This is a genomic window from Streptomyces longhuiensis (genome assembly GCF_020616555.1).
In the GTDB taxonomy this organism is placed as follows: Bacteria; Actinomycetota; Actinomycetes; order Streptomycetales; family Streptomycetaceae; genus Streptomyces; species Streptomyces longhuiensis.
Genome location: NZ_CP085173.1, coordinates 5041192 through 5058019, shown reverse-complemented (window position 1 = coordinate 5058019; position 16828 = coordinate 5041192). Strand labels below are relative to the sequence as shown.

Sequence of the window (16828 nt, the reverse complement as noted above, 5' to 3'; positions counted from 1 at the left end):
AGGCATAGGACTTATCCACAGGCCGGACCTCGCAGGGTTGACACCCTACGGCGCCACGTCCCACCATTGAATCCAACGAACCGAACGATCGGTCGGGAGATTCGCTCAAGGTCGAGGGAGACCGGGATGGCGACAGCAGCTGCGCACCAAGCGGCGCGGACACAGGCGGCCCACGCCACGTCCGACGCCACCGGCACCGCCTCGGGCCAAGAGCCGAGCACCGCCGCGTACCAGACAGCGTTCGACACCGCCGTCGCGGCGGAGGAGCGCATCGAGCCCCGCGACTGGATGCCGGACGCCTATCGCGCGACGCTGGTGCGCCAGATCGCGCAGCACGCCCACTCCGAGATCATCGGCATGCAGCCGGAGGCCAACTGGATCACGCGCGCCCCGTCGCTGCGGCGCAAGGCGATCCTGATGGCCAAGGTCCAGGACGAGGCCGGCCACGGCCTGTATCTGTACAGCGCCGCCGAAACGCTCGGCACGGGCCGCGACGAGCTCCTCGACAAGCTGCACAGCGGCCGTCAGAAGTACTCGTCGATCTTCAACTACCCGACGCTGACCTGGGCGGACGTCGGCGCCATCGGCTGGCTCGTGGACGGCGCGGCGATCACGAACCAGGTCCCCCTGTGCCGCTGCTCCTACGGGCCGTACGCGCGCGCCATGGTGCGGATCTGCAAGGAGGAGTCCTTCCATCAGCGCCAGGGCTACGAGCTGCTCCTCGCCCTGAGCCGCGGCACCGAGGCCCAGCACGCGATGGCGCAGGACGCCGTCGACCGCTGGTGGTGGCCGTCCCTGATGATGTTCGGCCCTCCGGACGACGAGTCGTCGCACTCCGCGCAGTCGATGGAATGGAAGATCAAGCGCCATTCGAACGACGAGCTGCGCCAGCGCTTCGTCGACATCTGCGTCCCGCAGGCCGAGGCCCTCGGGCTCACCCTCCCCGACCCCGACCTCGTGTGGAACGAGGAGCGCGGGCACCACGACTTCGGAGCCATCGACTGGACGGAGTTCTGGGAGGTCCTGAAGGGCAACGGACCGTGCAACGAACAGCGGATCACCCAGCGCAGGCGGGCGCACGACGAGGGCGCCTGGGTCAGGGAAGCGGCCGCGGCCCACGCGGCGAAACACTCCGAGGCGAAGCACTCCGGAGCACAAGACTCCGGGGCGAACGGGAAGGCGACGGCATGAGCGACGCGAAGGACTGGCCGCTGTGGGAGGTCTTCGTACGCTCCCGGCGCGGACTGTCGCACACCCATGCGGGAAGCCTGCACGCCCCGGACGCCGAGCTCGCCCTGCGTAACGCACGCGATCTGTACACCCGCCGCGGCGAAGGCGTCTCGATCTGGGTCGTCCCGTCCACCTCGATCACCGCCTCCTCGCCCGACGAGAAGGACCCCTTCTTCGAGCCCTCCGCCGACAAGCCGTACCGGCACCCCACGTTCTACGAGATCCCGGAAGGGGTGAAGCACCTGTGACCACGTCCCTGAACGCCGCCTCTTCCGTCGGCGCCGTCACCGCTGCCGCGGCGCTCGCCCTGGGTGACGACGCGCTCGTGCTGTCGCACCGACTGGGGGAGTGGGCCGGACACGCCCCGGTCCTCGAAGAAGAAGTCGCCCTGGCCAACATCGCGCTCGACCTCCTCGGCCAGGCCCGGGTCCTGCTCTCCCTCGTCGGCGACGAGGACGAGCTGGCCTACCTGCGCGAGGAGCGCGCCTTCCGCAACGTCCAGTTGGTCGAACAGCCCAACGGCGACTTCGCCCACACCATCGCCCGCCAGCTCTACTTCTCCACGTACCAGAGCCTCCTGTACGGCAGTCTCGCCGCGACCGACGGACCGCTCACCGGTCTCGCCGCCAAGGCGGTCAAGGAGGTCGCGTACCACCAGGACCACGCCGAGCAGTGGACCGTACGTCTCGGGGACGGCACCGCCGAAAGCCACGACCGGATGCAGCGGGCCTGCGACGCACTCTGGCGTCACACCGGAGAGATGTTCCAGCCCGTCGACGGCATCGACATCGACTGGCCGCAGATGGAAGCCAGTTGGACCGCTTCGATCACGGCCGTCCTGGAGCGGGCGACGCTGACCGTCCCGGAGGGACCACGGACCGGGGCCTGGAGCGCCGGCGCCGGACGCCAGGGCCTGCACACGGAACCGTTCGGGCGGATGCTCGCCGAGATGCAGCACCTCCACCGCAGCCACCCGGGGGCGTCATGGTGACCAAGGACCCCGAGGCCTCCCCCCAGGACACCGCCGACCGACCGGAGACGCCGCTCGAAGCTGAGCTGCGCCGCCTCGCCGGCTCCGTGCCCGACCCCGAACTACCCGTGCTTTCCCTGGAAGAGCTGGGCGTGCTCCGCGCCGTCCACTGCCTCACCCCCGGCAGCGTCGAGGTGGAGCTGACTCCCACCTACACGGGCTGCCCGGCCGTCGAGGCCATGTCCACGGACATCGAGCGCGTCCTGCACGAGCACGGAATACCGGACGTCACCGTCCGGCGGGTGCTCGCACCGGCCTGGACCACGGACGACATCACGGACGAGGGCCGCCGCAAGCTCCGGGAGTTCGGCATAGCTCCACCCCGCGCCGTCCGCGAGGCCCAGGGACCCGTGACCGTCGCCCTGGGCCCCACCCGCACCACACCGTCCACGCGCACAGCTGCCGACGCGGCCGCTGCCACGCTCCTCGGCGCCCCCGAGGCAGGCGACGCCCCACTGCGCTGCCCGCACTGCGGATCCACGGACACCGAACTGCTGAGCCGCTTCTCCTCCACCGCCTGCAAGGCCCTGCGGCGCTGCCTCGACTGCCGCGAGCCCTTCGACCACTTCAAGGAGCTGTGATGGCCCGCTTCCACCAGCTCCGCGTAGCCGCGGTCGACCGGCTCACCGACGACTCCGTGGCCCTCACCTTCGAGGTCCCCGAAACCCTTCGCGAGGAATTCCGCCACGCGCCGGGCCAGCACCTCGCCCTGCGCCGCCCCGCCGACGACGGCGAGATCCGGCGCACGTACTCGATCTGCTCACCCGCCCCGGGCCCCGAAGGCCCCCGGACCCTCCGTGTCGGCGTCCGCCTCGTCGAAGGCGGCTCCTTCTCGACGTACGCCCTCAAGGAGATCGCCGTCGGCGACGCCCTCGAGGTCATGACCCCCGCCGGCCGCTTCATCCTCGAACCCACCCCGGGGCTCTACGCCGCCGTGGTCGGCGGCAGCGGCATCACCCCGGTCCTGTCGATCGCGGCCACCCTGCTCGCCCGCGAACCGCACGCCCGCTTCTGCCTCATCCGCAGCGACCGCACCGCCGCGTCGACGATGTTCCTGGACGAGGTGGCCGACCTGAAGGACCGCTACCCCGACCGGTTCCAGCTGGTCACGGTCCTGTCCCGGGAGGAACAGCAGGCCGGCCTCGACTCCGGCCGCCTCGACCAGGAGCGCCTGACGACCCTCCTGCCCGCGCTGCTCCCCGTGGACGAGGTGGCCGGCTGGTACCTGTGCGGGCCCTTCGGACTCGTACAAGAAGCGGAGCGCACGCTGCACGCCCTCGACGTACGCAGAGCCCGCATCCACGAGGAGATCTTCCACGTCGACGACGGAGCGGCACCCGCCCGCCCCGTGCCGGCCCTCGCGCACTCCACGGTCACCGCCCAGCTCGACGGCCGCTCCGGCACCTGGCCCGTCGACGACGGCGAATCACTCCTGGAGACCGTGCTGCGCAACCGCCCCGACGCGCCGTACGCCTGCAAGGGCGGCGTCTGCGGAACCTGCCGCGCGTTCCTCGTCTCGGGCGAGGTGCGCATGGACCGGAACTTCGCACTCGAACCGGAGGAGACCGACGCCGGCTACGTACTCGCCTGCCAGTCCCACCCGGCCACGGAGACGGTGGAGCTGGACTTCGACCGCTGACGGCTGACGCCGCCCCACTGCCCTCGCATTCCCTCCGTGCATTCCCTCCGCGTATTCCCTTCTCGTAGAACTTGTTCTACCTTGACGCACCGTCAGATCCTGGCGGTCGCCACGACGAACCGGTGCACGGAGGGACAGGGCAGTGGACTTCACCTTCACCGAAGAACAGCAGGCGGCCGTCGAGGCGGCCAAGGCCGTGTTCGGCGCGGTCGCGCCCGACAGCGTGCCGAGCCCGGCCCTCACACCCGGCGCGGTCGCCGACGACTTCGACCGAGCTCTCTGGTCGAAACTCGCCGACGCCGACCTGCTCAGCCTCCTGCTCGCCCCCGAACACGGCGGCGCGGACCTAGACGCGATCGCGCTCTGCCTGGTCCTGCGGGAATCCGCCAAGGCACTCGCCCGCGTCCCGCTCCTGGAGCACACCGCGACCGCCGTCGCCGTACAGACCTACGGCAGTGCCGAGTTGAAGGAGCAGATCCTCCCCCGGGCAGCCCGCGGCGAACTCGTCCTCACCGCCGCCGCCTCAGGCCGAACCGGCCACGACCCGGCCCAACTCGCCGTCAGCGCACGCCGCGACACGGACACCGGCATCTGGATCCTCGATGGCACCCAGACCGGCGTGCCCTGGGCGCACAACGCCGACCACATCGCCGTACCCGCCCACACTCCACAGGGCCGCACCGTCATCGCCGTAGTGCCCCACCCGCACGAAGGACTCACCCTCGCCGAACAGATCTCCACGACCGGCGAACGCCTCGGCGAACTCCACCTCGACTCCGTGCGCCTCGACCCCCACCAGATCATCGAGACCGACGAGGCCTGGGACCGGCTGCACCAGCTCCTCACCACCGGAACCTGCGCCCTGGCGCTGGGCCTGGGCGAACGCGTCCTCCAGATGACCGGCGACTACACGAGCAAGCGCGAACAGTTCGGCTACCCGGTGGCGACATTCCAAGCGGTCGCGGTCCAGGCCGCGGACCGTTACATCGACCTGCGCGCCATGGAGGCCACCCTCTGGCAGGCCGCCTGGCGCATCAGCACCCAGGCAGGCGGAGCGCTCCCCGCGGCAGGCGACATCGCGGTCGCCAAGATCTGGGCATCGGAAGGCGTACGACGCGTCGTCCAGACCGCACAGCATCTGCACGGAGGATTCGGCGCCGACACCGACTACCCGCTGCACCGCTACCACGCCTGGGCCAAGCAGCTGGAACTGTCACTCGGCCCGGCAGCCGCCCACGAGGAAACACTCGGCGACCTGCTGGCGGCCCATCCCCTCGGCTGACCCAGAGGGTCAGAGCACGAAGCCGGACTGCCCCTTGTCGTCCACGACGGGCCGTCCGGCGGCGGCCCACACCTGCATGCCACCGTCCACGTTCACCGCGTCGATGCCCTGCTGCACGAGATACATCGTCACCTGCGCGGAACGGCCGCCGGACCGGCAGATCACGTTGACCCGACCGTCCTGGGGAGCCGCCTCGGTCAGCTCGCCGTAACGCGCCACGAACTCACTGATCGGAATGTGCAAAGCACCCTCGGCGTGACCCGCCTGCCACTCATCGTCCTCACGGACATCGAGGAGAAAGTCCCCGTCCACGAGCTCGCCGACCTCAACCGTGGGCACACCAGATCCGAAATGCATACCCCCGACGCTACCCGACCCCATGCGGGACCCTGACCCGCCAGGCACCAGGCGGTCAGCAGCCCGGACGGCCGTCAGCAACGCGGGGTGCAAGCGAAGCTCGCACCGGAGTCCGGCTCAGCCACCGGCCGGCCAGCTCAGCCGTCCGGTTGCCCAGCCGGCTGCCCGGCTGCCCGGCTGCCCGGCTGCCCGGCTGCCCGGCTGCCCGGCTGCAGCAGCCTGCTCGCCAAGCAGCTCAACCACCAAGAGCCTGCTCGACCACCGGCTCAGCTATCGGCAGCCTGCTCGCGCAGCAGACGCTCCAGCTCAGCCTCTCGCTCGGCGACCTGCGCGAGCAGCTGCTCCGCGATCTCCTCGAGCAGCCGGTCGGGGTCGTCCGGCGCCATCCGCAGCATCGCGCCGATCGCGCTCTCCTCCAGCTCCTGAGCAACGGCCGTCAGCAGCTCCTTGCGCTGCGCCAGCCACTCGAGCCGCTCGTACAGCTCCTCGCTCGGGCTGGGCTTGCGCGCCTCGGGCACCGGCCCCGCGGCCCACTCGTCGGACAGCTCCTTCAGCAACGCCTCGTCGCCCCGGCCGTAGGCCGCGTTGACCCGCACGATGAACTCTTCACGCCGCGCCCGGTCCTTCTCGTCCTGCGCCAGATCCGGGTGCGCCTTACGGACGAGTTCCCGGTAGAGCTTGCGGGCCTCGTCGCTCGGCCGCACACGCTGCGGCGGCCGAACGGGCTGATCGGTGAGCATGGCGGACGCCTCCGGCGAGAGACCGTCGCCGTCCATCCACTGGTCGAACAACTCCTCAACCGCGGGCATCGGCATCACGCGCGCCCTGGCCTCGTCCGCCTTACGCCGGTCCTCGGGATCCCCGCTCCGCGCGGCGACCGCCTCGGCGATCTGCGCCTCGAGCTCGTCCAGGCGCGTATACATGGGGCCGAGTTTCTGGTGGTGCAGCCGAGAGAAGTTCTCCACCTCGACCCGGAACGTCTCCACCGCGATCTCGTACTCGATCAGAGCCTGCTCGGCGGCGAGCACAGCCCGCTCAAGCCGCGCCTCGGGCCGCCCCTCAGCGACAGGCTGCCCCTGCGGCTCAGCGGCAGGGGCCTCGGACGGGGTCGGCTCGGCTTCCGGGGTCGTCACCCGTCCAGCCTAGGGCACGGGCCGGGATGCCCTGCTCGACGCCTGATTTCAAGGGTTCTGGGGGGGCTCCCCTCCCCTCCCACCCCAGATCAGCTCAAGTCAGCCCATCCCCACGCCGCACATCAGGCCCGCCAGCCCAGTCCGACGCGAGCCCCGCGCCCTCCAGCCCAGCCCGGAGCCGCACCCCGCGACTCTGCAACCCCAACTCCAACTCCAACCTGAGTCCTCACCCCCTCACCCCCTCACCCCCTCACCCCCTCACCCCCTCAAGCCAACCCTCAAACCCCCACCTCAGCCCCCATCCGCCCCTCCCGCACAGCCCTGACCAGGGATGCGTGGTCCTGTTCCGTGCGATCCGCGTAGGTGACAGCGAACTGGGCGATGGACTCGTCCAATTCCTCGTTCTTGCCGCAGTAGCCGGCGATCAGTCGGGGGTCGGCGCTGTGTGCGTGAGCGCGGGCGAGGAGCGCACCCGTCATGCGGCCGTAGTCATCCATCTGATCGGCGGCGAGAGCCGCGGGGTCGACACTTCCCTTGCGGTTTCTGAACTGCCGTACCTGGAAGGGTCGTCCGGCCACGGTCGTCCAGCCGAGCAGGATGTCGCTGACGACCTGCATCCGCTTCTGTCCGAGGACCACGCGCCGCCCCTCATGGACGGGCGCCGGCGTCTCGAAGCCGACTGCGGGCAGGTGGGGCAGCAGCGCGGAGGGCCGTGCTTCCTTCACCTGGAGCACGAGTGCCTCTCCCCGGTGGTCGAGGAGCAGCACCACGTACGACCTCGTGCCGACGCTCCCGGTGCCGACGACGCGGAAGGCGACGTCCTGGATCGCGTAGCGGCCGAGCAGGGGCAGGCGGTCTTCGGAGAGTGTCTGCAGGTAGTCGCCGAGGGATGCCGCGACCTCGGACGCCTCCCCATCGGGTACGCGGCGCAACACGGGTGGCGCGTCGACGAAGCGTCGGGTGCCGTCCTCGGCCAGCTCTGTGGACCTGGCGGCGAATCTTCCGCTGGTGTTGTTGCGGGCCTTCTCGGATACGCGTTCCAGCGTGCCGACGAGGTCGTGGGCGTCGGTGTGGGAGACGAGTTCCTCGTCGGCGATGGCGTTCCACGCGTCGAGGGCGGGCAGTCTGGCCAGCAGGCGCATGGTGCGGCGGTACGCGCCCACCGCGTAGTGCGCGGCTTCCCGGCAGGTGTCCTCGTCGGCTCCGGCTTCGCGGCCCGCGAGGACGAGTGAGGTGGCGAGTCGCTTCACGTCCCATTCCCAGGGGCCGTGCACCGTTTCGTCGAAGTCGTTGAGGTCGATGACGAGGCCGCCGCGGGCGTCGGCGTAGAGGCCGAAGTTCGCCGCGTGGGCGTCTCCGCAGATCTGGGCGCCGATGCCGGTGACGGGGGTCTGTGCGAGGTCGTGGGCCATGAGACCGGCGGATCCGCGCAGGAACGCGAACGGGGTCGCCGCCATCCTGCCGACGCGTATGGGGGTGAGCTCTTCGATCCGGCCGAGGTTGGACTCCTCGACCGCGGCGACGGCGTCGGGACGTGCGGGGTGCAGGGTGAGGGCCGCGTGCGCGGAGCGCGGTACGCGCTCGCGCAGGGCCTTGCCCTCCTGCTTGGGTGATCCGGAGGAGGGTCGCGTCGCGAACCCCTGGACGGCCCGCAGCCGTCGAGTCGCCGGTTCCTCACGCTGTACCGGCACCGTCGTGTCGAGCTCGGTCACGCGGACCGCCTCCCCCGTCTCTGAACATCAACTGGCAACGACCGTACCGCCGTCGGTCGGAACCCGTCAGAGCCTGTGGATAACCCCGCGATTGTGAAAACCCGAGCGCGGAACCGGAGGACCGAACCCGAGCGCGGAACCCGAGCCCCTCGACCACCGCCGCGGCGTCGGGACATCCGGGCGGCGTCGGGACGCACGGACTGGATCGGAACGTACAAGCGAGATCGAGATCGAGGTCTAGGTCGAGGTCTAGGTCGATATCGAGGGCCCCCTCACGCACCCCCCGCTACCCCTCAGGCAGATACGCCTCGGCCCAGAGCCCGAGTTCCTTCAGCGCCGGTTCGAGGGCGGAGCCCGCTTCGGTCAGGCGGTACGCGACGCGGAGCGGGGGGCCTTCGTCGACCTCCCGTACGACGAGGCCGGCGGCGCCGAGTTCGGTGAGGCGGTCCGAGAGCATGCGCTCGCTGATGCCGGGGATGGCTCGGCGCAGGTCGGCGAAGTGGACGGGGTGCTGAAGGAGGACGGAGACGACGAGTCCCGTCCAGCGCTTGCCGAGCAGGCCGAAGACGCGAGTGATGCCGCTGTCGACCCGCTTGCACGCTTCGGGGCTGTGGGTCCCCGCCTCGCATACGGCGCCGCTCTCGTGTTCCCCGTTACCCGACATGCCTTCAGGGTACTGCCCTCCCGTAGGGGACTAAATAAAAGTAAGTTACTGTTCATACGGTAGCTCCATACGGAACTGCACCTACTACGCTGCCGACCGGCCGCACCTTTGGAGACCCCCAATGCCCACGCTTCTGCACGTCGACTCGTCCGTCTGGCCCGGCTCGGCCTCCGCTTCCCGCACCGTCGCCGACGCCTTCCGCAAGACCTGGGAGGAGCAGCACCCCGACGGCACCGTGATCTACCGCGATCTGGCCGAGAACCCGGTCCCGCACCTGGACACGGTCGGCGCCTCCGCCGGTTTCGCCGACCCCGCCACTCACAGCCCCGAGCAGGCCGCGGCCTTCGCCGAGCGCCTGAAGCTCATCGAGGAACTGGAGCAGGCGGACGCGGTGCTGATCGGCGCCCCTATGTACAACTTCTCGATCCCGTCGACCCTGAAGGCCTGGCTGGACCAGGTGATCCTCATGGGGCGCACCGCCGGCGAGACGCCGTCCGCGAAGGGGACGCCGGTCACGGTCGTCGCCAGCCGCGGCGGCTCGTACGCGCCGGGCACCCCGCGCGAACCCTTCGAGTACGTGCAGAACTACCTGCGTGACCTTCTCGGCACGATGCTGGGCCTGGACGTGGACTTCATCGTTCCCGAGCTGACCCTGGCGCACACGACTCCGGCGATGAGCGAGCTCATCCCGCTCGCCGAGGCGTCCCGCACCAAGGCCCTGGCGGACGCGGACGCCCGGGCCAAGGAGCTCGCCGGGCGCTTCTCCGCCGACGCCGCCTGACGCTCCGCGCCGTCACCGAGGCGCACGGAAGCACCGCGGTCCCGAGGGTCCCCCGTCTCGTACGACGCCGGGGGACCCTTCACCAATTACTGTGATTGTCCTCACGGCTAGACCCGCCAGACCGCCGAACTCGCCGGATCCGGGACCCAAGCCCCAGGCCTCACACTCAGAACCCGCACTCAGGACTCACACCCGCCCGGGCGCCCGGGACACAAGACCGCACCCGCCGGCGCAGGGCCGCTCGCGTCCGGAAAACGCAGAAGCCCCACAGATCCGAGATCTGTGGGGCTTCTGACTTGTGCGCGAGGGGGGAGTTGAACCCCCACGCCCTTTCGGGCACTGGAACCTGAATCCAGCGCGTCTGCCTATTCCGCCACCCGCGCATTGGGTGTGCCTTCCGGTCCCTCGCCCTTTCGGGGTGAGCGCCTTCCGACATCCAGAAGATTAGCACGCTGCAGAGGGTGGGTTCACATCCGTTTCCGCGGGCACCTGCTGGGCAGACCCACCCCCGCTGACCTCGCATCCGATGCGGTCCGTCGGCAGTCCTGAGCACTCCGCCAGCAGGCCGCCGGTACTCCGCCGGCCGTCCCGAAGCCTCCGAAGGGGAGCCACGCCATCCCGCAGCGCGCCACTCCGCGACCCCACCACCAGCCCCTTCCATCCCTCCGACCTCGCCCCCGGTCCCACCTCCACCCCCAAGCCCCGCACCCCCACCTTCCCCGTCCCCTCCCGGCTCCCCCGCCGCGTGCGGGACACTGTCCAGGGACCCCCTCTACGATCCAGCTGTGAGGGTCGACACTCATCGACCGGGCTGACAGGGGGAACCAGCCGATTTCCCGGCGCGTGGATACGATCAGTAAGCAGTACCAGGACGAAAACGAAGGAGGAGGTGCCCCATGGGAGTCCTGAAGAAGTTCGAGCAGCGTCTCGAGGGTCTGGTCAACGGCACCTTCGCCAAGGTGTTCAAGTCCGAGGTCCAGCCCGTCGAGATCGCCGGCGCCCTCCAGCGCGAGTGCGACAACAACGCGACGATCTGGAACCGTGAGCGGACCGTCGTCCCCAACGACTTCATCGTGGAGCTGAGCGCGCCCGACTTCGAGCGCCTCAGCCCCTACTCGGGACAGCTCGGCGACGAGCTGTCCGGCATGGTGCGCGACTACGCGAAGCAGCAGCGCTACACCTTCATGGGACCGATCAAGGTCCACCTGGAGAAGGCGGACGACCTGGACACGGGTCTGTACCGGGTACGCAGCCGCACGCTCGCGTCGAGCTCCAGCCAGCAGCAGTCCCAGCCTTCTCAGCAGCCGCCGCAGCCCGGCCGGGGTCCCGCTTCGGCGCCCCCGGCGGCGGGCGGAGGCTACGGCTACCCTCCGGCGGCCAACGCTGCCGCGGGGTACGGCCAGCCGCCGGCGAGCGCGCCGCCGATGCCCGCGGGGCCGCCTCCGGGCCGCCCCGGGCAGGCACCGGCGGGAGCTCGGCCGCGTAACCAGGCAGGACCGCTGCCCGGCGCTCAAGTGCGTCACTGGATCGAGATCAATGGCACACGCCATCAGATCTCGCGCCCCACGCTGGTCCTCGGCCGCAGCACCGAAGCCGATGTGCGGATCGACGACCCCGGCGTCTCTCGCCGGCACTGTGAGATTCGGACCGGAACGCCCTCGACGATCCAGGATCTCGGGTCCACCAACGGCATCGTGGTGGACGGGCAGCACACCACCCGCGCTACGCTCCGCGACGGCTCGCGGATCGTCGTGGGCAGTACCACCATCATTTACCGGCAAGCCGAAGGGTGAAGCGGGGGCAATGTCAGAGCTGACCCTGACGGTCATGCGGTTGGGTTTCCTGGCCGTTCTGTGGCTGTTCGTGATCGTGGCCGTCCAGGTCATCCGCAGCGACCTGTTCGGTACGCGCGTCACCCAGCGCGGGTCGCGTCGTGACAGCGGGCGCCAGCAGCAGGCTGCGGCCCGCCAGGCCGCGCCGCCGCAACAGCGCGCCCAGCAGCAGAACAGCGGTGGAGGCGGCGGGCGGCAGCGCCGCGGCGCCCCCACGAAACTCGTCGTCTCCGAGGGCACCCTCACGGGCACCACGGTGGCGCTGCAGGGCCAGACCATCACGCTGGGCCGCGCGCACGATTCGACGATCGTCCTCGACGACGACTACGCGTCGAGCAAGCATGCCAGGATCTACCCGGACCGGGACGGACAGTGGATCGTGGAGGACCTCGGGTCCACCAACGGCACCTATCTCGACCGGGCCCGGCTGACCACCCCGCAGCCGATTCCGCTGGGCGCGCCGATCCGCATCGGCAAGACCGTCATCGAGCTGCGGAAGTAGTACGACAATGAGCGAGCGGAGCGAGCGAGCCGACGCGGTCACCCAAGACCTCAGCGCGCTCCCGACCGGAGGGTGGGCACCGTGCGGATGTACCCGGAGCCGACGGGCGAGGTGCGCATGAGTCTGTCACTGCGCTTCGCCGCCGGATCGCACAAAGGCATGATCCGCGAGGGGAACGAGGACTCGGGCTACGCCGGTCCGCGTCTCCTCGCGATCGCCGACGGCATGGGGGGTCAGGCCGCCGGTGAGGTCGCCTCGTCGGAGGTGATCTCGACGATCGTCGCGCTCGACGACGACGTTCCCGGCTCCGACATCCTCACGTCGCTCGGCACGGCCGTGCAGCGGGCCAACGACCAGCTGCGGATGATGGTCGAGGAGGACCCCCAGCTGGAAGGCATGGGGACGACCCTGACCGCTCTGCTGTGGACGGGTCAGCGCCTCGGCCTCGTGCACGTCGGCGACTCGCGCGCCTATCTGCTGCGCGACGGTGTGCTGACGCAGATCACGCAGGACCACACCTGGGTGCAGCGCCTCGTCGACGAGGGCCGCATCACGGAAGAGGAAGCCACCACTCACCCGCAGAGGTCCCTCCTCATGCGCGCGCTGGGCAGTGGCGATCACGTCGAGCCCGACCTCTCCATCCGTGAGGTGCGGGCCGGCGACCGGTACTTGATCTGCTCCGACGGCCTGTCCGGCGTGGTCTCCCACCAGACGATGGAGGAGACCCTCGCCAGCTACCAGGGCCCGCAGGAGACCGTGCAGGACCTGATCCAGCTGGCGCTGCGCGGCGGTGGCCCGGACAACATCACGGTGATCGTGGCGGACGTCCTGGACATCGACAGCGGTGACACGCTCGCCGGTCAGCTGTCCGACGCCCCGGTCATCGTGGGCGCGGTCGCCGAGAACCAGCAGCACCAGCTGCACGACGGCGGCGCGATGCAGACCCCCGCGGGCCGTGCGTCGGAGCTCGGCCGCGGGACGGGCAGGCAGGTTCCCGGTCAGGGCGGCGGCGGTGGCGAGTTCGGCCCGCCCGGCAGCGGCGACCCGGCCGGTTACGCTCCCGAGGGAAGCTTCGGCTCGTACGGGGACGACGACTTCGTCAAGCCGCGGCGCGGCCGCAAGTGGCTCAAGAGATCCTTCTTCATCGTCCTGGCGCTGGCCGTCGTGGGCGGTGGCCTGTACGGCGGTTACCGCTGGACGCAGACGCAGTACTACGTCGGTTCGAACGAGTCGCATGTCGCGCTGTACCGCGGCATCAGCCAGGACCTGGCGTGGGTGAGTCTGTCGAAGGTCGAGACGGACCACCCCGAGATCGAACTCAAGTACCTGCCGCCCTACCAGCGCAAGCAGGTCGAGGCGACGATCACCGAGGGCAGCTTCGGTGACGCCAAGGACAAGATCGGCGAGCTGTCGGTGCAGGCTTCGGCCTGCAAGAAGGACGCCGAGCGCCGCCAGGCGGAGAACGAGCAGAACGCGAAGACCGGCGAGGGCGAGGCGGGTGGCACCACAGGCGCCACCAAGACGTCTTTCACCACGTCACGCGCCTCGGCGAAGACAGCGCCGAGTCCGACACCCACGCCGTCCGGAACGGCCAAGTCCAAGACCGCACCGACGCCCACACCTGGCCCCAGCCTCTCGGAGGATGAGCAGAAGCTGGTCCCGCTGTGCGGTAAGCAGTAAGCAGCCGTTGGGGGCCTTTGCACGCCATGAGCAGTAGCACTACACACACGTCGACCATCGGCGCGATCGGTGCGCCGAGCCGGCGCAACACCGAGCTCGCGCTCCTCGCGTTCGCCGTCGTCATCCCCGTTTTCGCGTACGCGAACGTGGGCCTGGCGATCGACGGCTCGCTGCCCGCCGGGCTCCTGGGCTACGGCCTGGGCCTCGGCCTGCTCGCGGGCGTCGCGCACATCGTCGTACGCCGGTTCGCGCCGTACGCCGATCCGCTGCTCCTGCCGATCGCGACCCTGCTCAACGGCATGGGTCTGGTCATCATCTGGCGCCTGGACCAGTCGGAGCGCCTGCAGCAGCTGGCCAAGGCGCAGTACGGGTCGTTCAGCCCGGACGCGCCGAACCAGCTGATGTACTCCGCGATCGGCATCGCCCTGTTCGTGGGCGTGCTCATGCTGCTCAAGGACCACCGCATCCTGCAGCGCTACACCTACATCTCCATGGTGGGCGCGCTGATCCTGCTGCTGCTGCCGCTCGTGCCGGGTCTCGGTATGAACGTGTTCGGCGCGAAGATCTGGATCAGCATCGGCGGGTTCTCCATCCAGCCCGGTGAGTTCGCGAAGATCGTCATCGCGGTGTTCTTCGCGGGCTACCTGATGGTGAAGCGGGACGCGCTCGCGCTGGCCAGCCGCCGTTTCATGGGCCTGTACCTGCCGCGTGGCCGTGACCTCGGACCGATCATCGTCGTCTGGGTGATGTCGATCCTGATCCTGGTCTTCGAGACGGACCTCGGTACGTCGCTGCTGTTCTTCGGCATGTTCGTCGTGATGCTGTACGTCGCCACGGAGCGCACCAGCTGGATCGTGTTCGGTCTGCTGATGTCGGCGGTCGGCGCGGTCGGTGTCGCCTCGTTCGAGCCGCACGTGCAGAGCCGAGTCCAGGCGTGGCTCGACCCGATGCACGAGTACATGCTGAGCAGGCAGGGCGTCTCCGGTCACTCCGAGCAGGCGATGCAGGCCCTGTGGGCGTTCGGCTCCGGTGGCGTGCTCGGCACGGGCCTCGGCCAGGGCCACTCCGACCTGATCAAGTTCGCCGCGAACTCCGACTTCGTCCTCGCCACGTTCGGCGAGGAGCTCGGCCTCGCGGGCATCATGGCGATCCTGCTGATGTACGGGCTGATCGCCGAGCGCGGTCTGCGTACGGCGCTCGCGGCCCGTGACCCGTTCGGCAAGCTGCTCGCGGCCGGTCTGTCCGGCGCGTTCGCGATCCAGGTGTTCGTCGTCGCCGGCGGTGTCATGGGCCTCATCCCGCTGACCGGTATGACCATGCCGTTCCTCGCGTACGGCGGTTCCTCCGTGATCGCGAACTGGGCGCTGATCGGCATTCTGATCCGGATCAGCGATACCGCGCGCCGTCCGGCGCCGGCCCCCGCCCCCAGCCCCGACGCCGAGATGACCCAGGTGGTCCGACCGTGAACAAGCCCCTGCGCCGGATCGCGATCTTCTGCGGGCTCCTCGTCCTCGCCCTGCTGATCCGCGACAACTGGCTCCAGTACGCCCAGGCCGACAAGCTGCAGTCCGACAAGCAGAACCCGCGCGTCGCCATCGAGCGGTACGCGCAGCCGCGCGGCGACATCATCGTCGACGGCAAGTCGATCACGGGTTCCGTGGCGACGGACGGCACCGACCTCAAGTACAAGCGGACCTGGAAGGACGGGCCCATGTGGTCGCCCGTCACGGGTTACGCCTCGCAGCTGGTCGGCGCGAGCCAGATCGAGTCCATCGAGGACGGCATCCTCACCGGCAACGACGACCGGCTGTTCTTCCGCCGCACCCTCGACATGATCACCGGCAAGAAGAAGGAGGGTGGCAACGTCGTCACCACCCTCAACGCCGCCGCGCAGAAGGCCGCGTACGACGGTCTGAAGAACCGGGGCAAGGGTGCCGCCGTCGCGATCGACCCGAAGACCGGTGCGATCCTCGCGATGGCGTCGACGCCGTCGTACGACCCGTCGTCGTTCGCCGGGATCCTGCAGAAGGACGGCGACACGTTCGGCAAGCTCGACAAGAACAAGGACAAGCCGCTCACGAACCGCGCGCTGCGCGAGACGTACCCGCCCGGCTCGACCTTCAAGATCGTGACGGCGGCGGCCGCGCTGGAGCACAACCTCTACAACGGCGCCGACGAGAAGACCGATACGCCGCTGCCGTGGATCATGCCGGGCACCACGACGCCGCTGAAGAACGAGGGCAACATCCCCTGCAAGGACGCGACGCTGCGCGTGGCGCTGCGCTACTCCTGCAACACCGTCTTCGGCAAGGTCGGCGCGGACCTCGGCAACGACAAGATGCTGGAGACCGCGGAGAAGTTCGGCTTCAACAAGGAGCAGTTCACCCCGGTCCGTTCGAACTCGTCCGTGTTCTCCAGCAAGATGAACAAGTCGCAGACGGCGCTCTCGTCGATCGGTCAGTACAACACCGCGGCCACGCCGCTGCAGATGGCCATGGTGGCCTCCGCGGTCGCCAACGGCGGCTCTCTCATGGAGCCGTACATGGTCAGCGAGCTCCAGGCGCCGAACCTCGACACCATCGAGCAGCACACGCCGAAGGAGATGAGCCGGCCGCTGTCGGAGAAGAACGCCCAGATCCTTCAGTCGATGATGGAGACGGTCGTCAGCGAGGGCACCGGCACGAACGCGCAGATCCCCGGCTACACGGTCGGCGGCAAGACGGGTACCGCCCAGCACGGCCTCAACAACAGTGAGAAGCCGTACGCGTGGTTCCTGTCGTACGCGAAGGCCAAGGACGGCAGCTCGCCGGTCGCCGTGGCCGTGGTCGTCGAGGACGGCAGCGCGAACCGTGACGACATCTCCGGTGGCGGTCTGGCCGCGCCGATCGCGAAGAGCGTGATGGAAGCGGTGCTCGCCAAAAAGTGACCCCGATCACGTCTCCTTCACAACGGTGCACGTTGCGATACCGGTCCTGTATCGGGTGAC

General features: G+C 69.6%; 16 protein-coding genes and 1 tRNA gene. 12 read left to right on the top strand and 5 right to left on the bottom strand.

From position 1 onward, the window contains the following. Positions 1 to 126 precede the first annotated feature (126 nt). From paaA to LGI35_RS23430, 6 genes are all read left to right on the top strand, one after another. Positions 127 to 1191, top strand: coding sequence for a 1,2-phenylacetyl-CoA epoxidase subunit PaaA (gene paaA, locus LGI35_RS23455; RefSeq protein ID WP_227296144.1), 1065 nt, complete (start codon positions 127 to 129; stop codon positions 1189 to 1191). After that, the gene (paaB, locus tag LGI35_RS23450; protein ID WP_227296143.1) at positions 1188 to 1478 is read left to right on the top strand and encodes a 1,2-phenylacetyl-CoA epoxidase subunit PaaB; all 291 of its coding nucleotides are present in this window, start codon (positions 1188 to 1190) and stop codon (positions 1476 to 1478) included. Before paaA ends, paaB begins: the two co-directional genes overlap by 4 nt. Further along, positions 1475 to 2221, top strand: a complete 747-nt coding sequence (paaC, locus tag LGI35_RS23445; RefSeq protein ID WP_227296141.1) for a 1,2-phenylacetyl-CoA epoxidase subunit PaaC — start codon at positions 1475 to 1477, stop codon at positions 2219 to 2221. Before paaB ends, paaC begins: the two co-directional genes overlap by 4 nt. Further along, positions 2215 to 2841 (top strand): 1,2-phenylacetyl-CoA epoxidase subunit PaaD, encoded by a 627-nt coding sequence (gene paaD, locus LGI35_RS23440; RefSeq protein ID WP_227296131.1) that lies wholly within the window; start codon positions 2215 to 2217, stop codon positions 2839 to 2841. The genes paaC and paaD overlap by 7 nt, the downstream gene beginning before the upstream one ends. After that, complete coding sequence (locus LGI35_RS23435; protein WP_227296115.1) at positions 2841 to 3899, top strand: 2Fe-2S iron-sulfur cluster-binding protein; 1059 nt, start codon at positions 2841 to 2843, stop codon at positions 3897 to 3899. Before paaD ends, LGI35_RS23435 begins: the two co-directional genes overlap by 1 nt. A gap of 142 nt (positions 3900 to 4041) precedes the next feature. Next, positions 4042 to 5181: an acyl-CoA dehydrogenase family protein gene (locus LGI35_RS23430; RefSeq protein WP_227296113.1), complete on the top strand. Its 1140-nt coding sequence runs from the start codon at positions 4042 to 4044 to the stop codon at positions 5179 to 5181. Positions 5182 to 5190: 9 nt separating this feature from the next. On the opposite strand, the gene LGI35_RS23425 is transcribed toward LGI35_RS23430, so the two are convergent. The 4 genes from LGI35_RS23425 to LGI35_RS23410 form a co-directional block, all read right to left on the bottom strand. Beyond that, entirely contained in the window at positions 5191 to 5520 is a 330-nt protein-coding gene (locus LGI35_RS23425) for a rhodanese-like domain-containing protein (RefSeq protein ID WP_116512043.1), read from the bottom strand. 284 nt (positions 5521 to 5804) lie between these two features. Beyond that, positions 5805 to 6671, bottom strand: coding sequence for a J domain-containing protein (locus LGI35_RS23420; RefSeq protein WP_227296110.1), 867 nt, complete (start codon positions 6669 to 6671; stop codon positions 5805 to 5807). A gap of 278 nt (positions 6672 to 6949) precedes the next feature. After that, positions 6950 to 8383 (bottom strand): DUF2252 domain-containing protein, encoded by a 1434-nt coding sequence (locus LGI35_RS23415; protein ID WP_227296107.1) that lies wholly within the window; start codon positions 8381 to 8383, stop codon positions 6950 to 6952. Positions 8384 to 8669: 286 nt separating this feature from the next. Then, complete coding sequence (locus tag LGI35_RS23410; protein WP_227296105.1) at positions 8670 to 9047, bottom strand: winged helix-turn-helix transcriptional regulator; 378 nt, start codon at positions 9045 to 9047, stop codon at positions 8670 to 8672. Between the two features lie 121 nt (positions 9048 to 9168). On the opposite strand from LGI35_RS23410, the gene LGI35_RS23405 reads away from it, so the two are divergent. After that, positions 9169 to 9828: an FMN-dependent NADH-azoreductase gene (locus tag LGI35_RS23405; protein WP_227296102.1), complete on the top strand. Its 660-nt coding sequence runs from the start codon at positions 9169 to 9171 to the stop codon at positions 9826 to 9828. Between the two features lie 299 nt (positions 9829 to 10127). Here LGI35_RS23405 and LGI35_RS23400 read toward each other — a convergent pair. Further along, positions 10128 to 10211: transfer RNA gene (locus LGI35_RS23400), tRNA-Leu, on the bottom strand. A 513-nt stretch (positions 10212 to 10724) separates the two neighbouring features. On the opposite strand from LGI35_RS23400, the gene LGI35_RS23395 reads away from it, so the two are divergent. The 5 genes from LGI35_RS23395 to LGI35_RS23375 all read left to right on the top strand — a co-directional run bounded on the left by LGI35_RS23395 (position 10725) and on the right by LGI35_RS23375 (position 16768). Further along, positions 10725 to 11621: an FhaA domain-containing protein gene (locus tag LGI35_RS23395; RefSeq protein ID WP_116512050.1), complete on the top strand. Its 897-nt coding sequence runs from the start codon at positions 10725 to 10727 to the stop codon at positions 11619 to 11621. 10 nt (positions 11622 to 11631) lie between these two features. Further along, positions 11632 to 12162: an FHA domain-containing protein FhaB/FipA gene (locus LGI35_RS23390; RefSeq protein ID WP_100597256.1), complete on the top strand. Its 531-nt coding sequence runs from the start codon at positions 11632 to 11634 to the stop codon at positions 12160 to 12162. Between the two features lie 87 nt (positions 12163 to 12249). Beyond that, on the top strand, positions 12250 to 13842 hold the full coding sequence (locus LGI35_RS23385) for a Stp1/IreP family PP2C-type Ser/Thr phosphatase (protein WP_279349010.1): 1593 nt from the start codon (positions 12250 to 12252) through the stop codon (positions 13840 to 13842). A gap of 26 nt (positions 13843 to 13868) precedes the next feature. After that, positions 13869 to 15308, top strand: coding sequence for an FtsW/RodA/SpoVE family cell cycle protein (locus tag LGI35_RS23380; protein ID WP_227296100.1), 1440 nt, complete (start codon positions 13869 to 13871; stop codon positions 15306 to 15308). Continuing rightward, the gene (locus tag LGI35_RS23375; RefSeq protein WP_227296097.1) at positions 15305 to 16768 is read left to right on the top strand and encodes a peptidoglycan D,D-transpeptidase FtsI family protein; all 1464 of its coding nucleotides are present in this window, start codon (positions 15305 to 15307) and stop codon (positions 16766 to 16768) included. The genes LGI35_RS23380 and LGI35_RS23375 overlap by 4 nt, the downstream gene beginning before the upstream one ends. Positions 16769 to 16828: the final 60 nt, after the last annotated feature.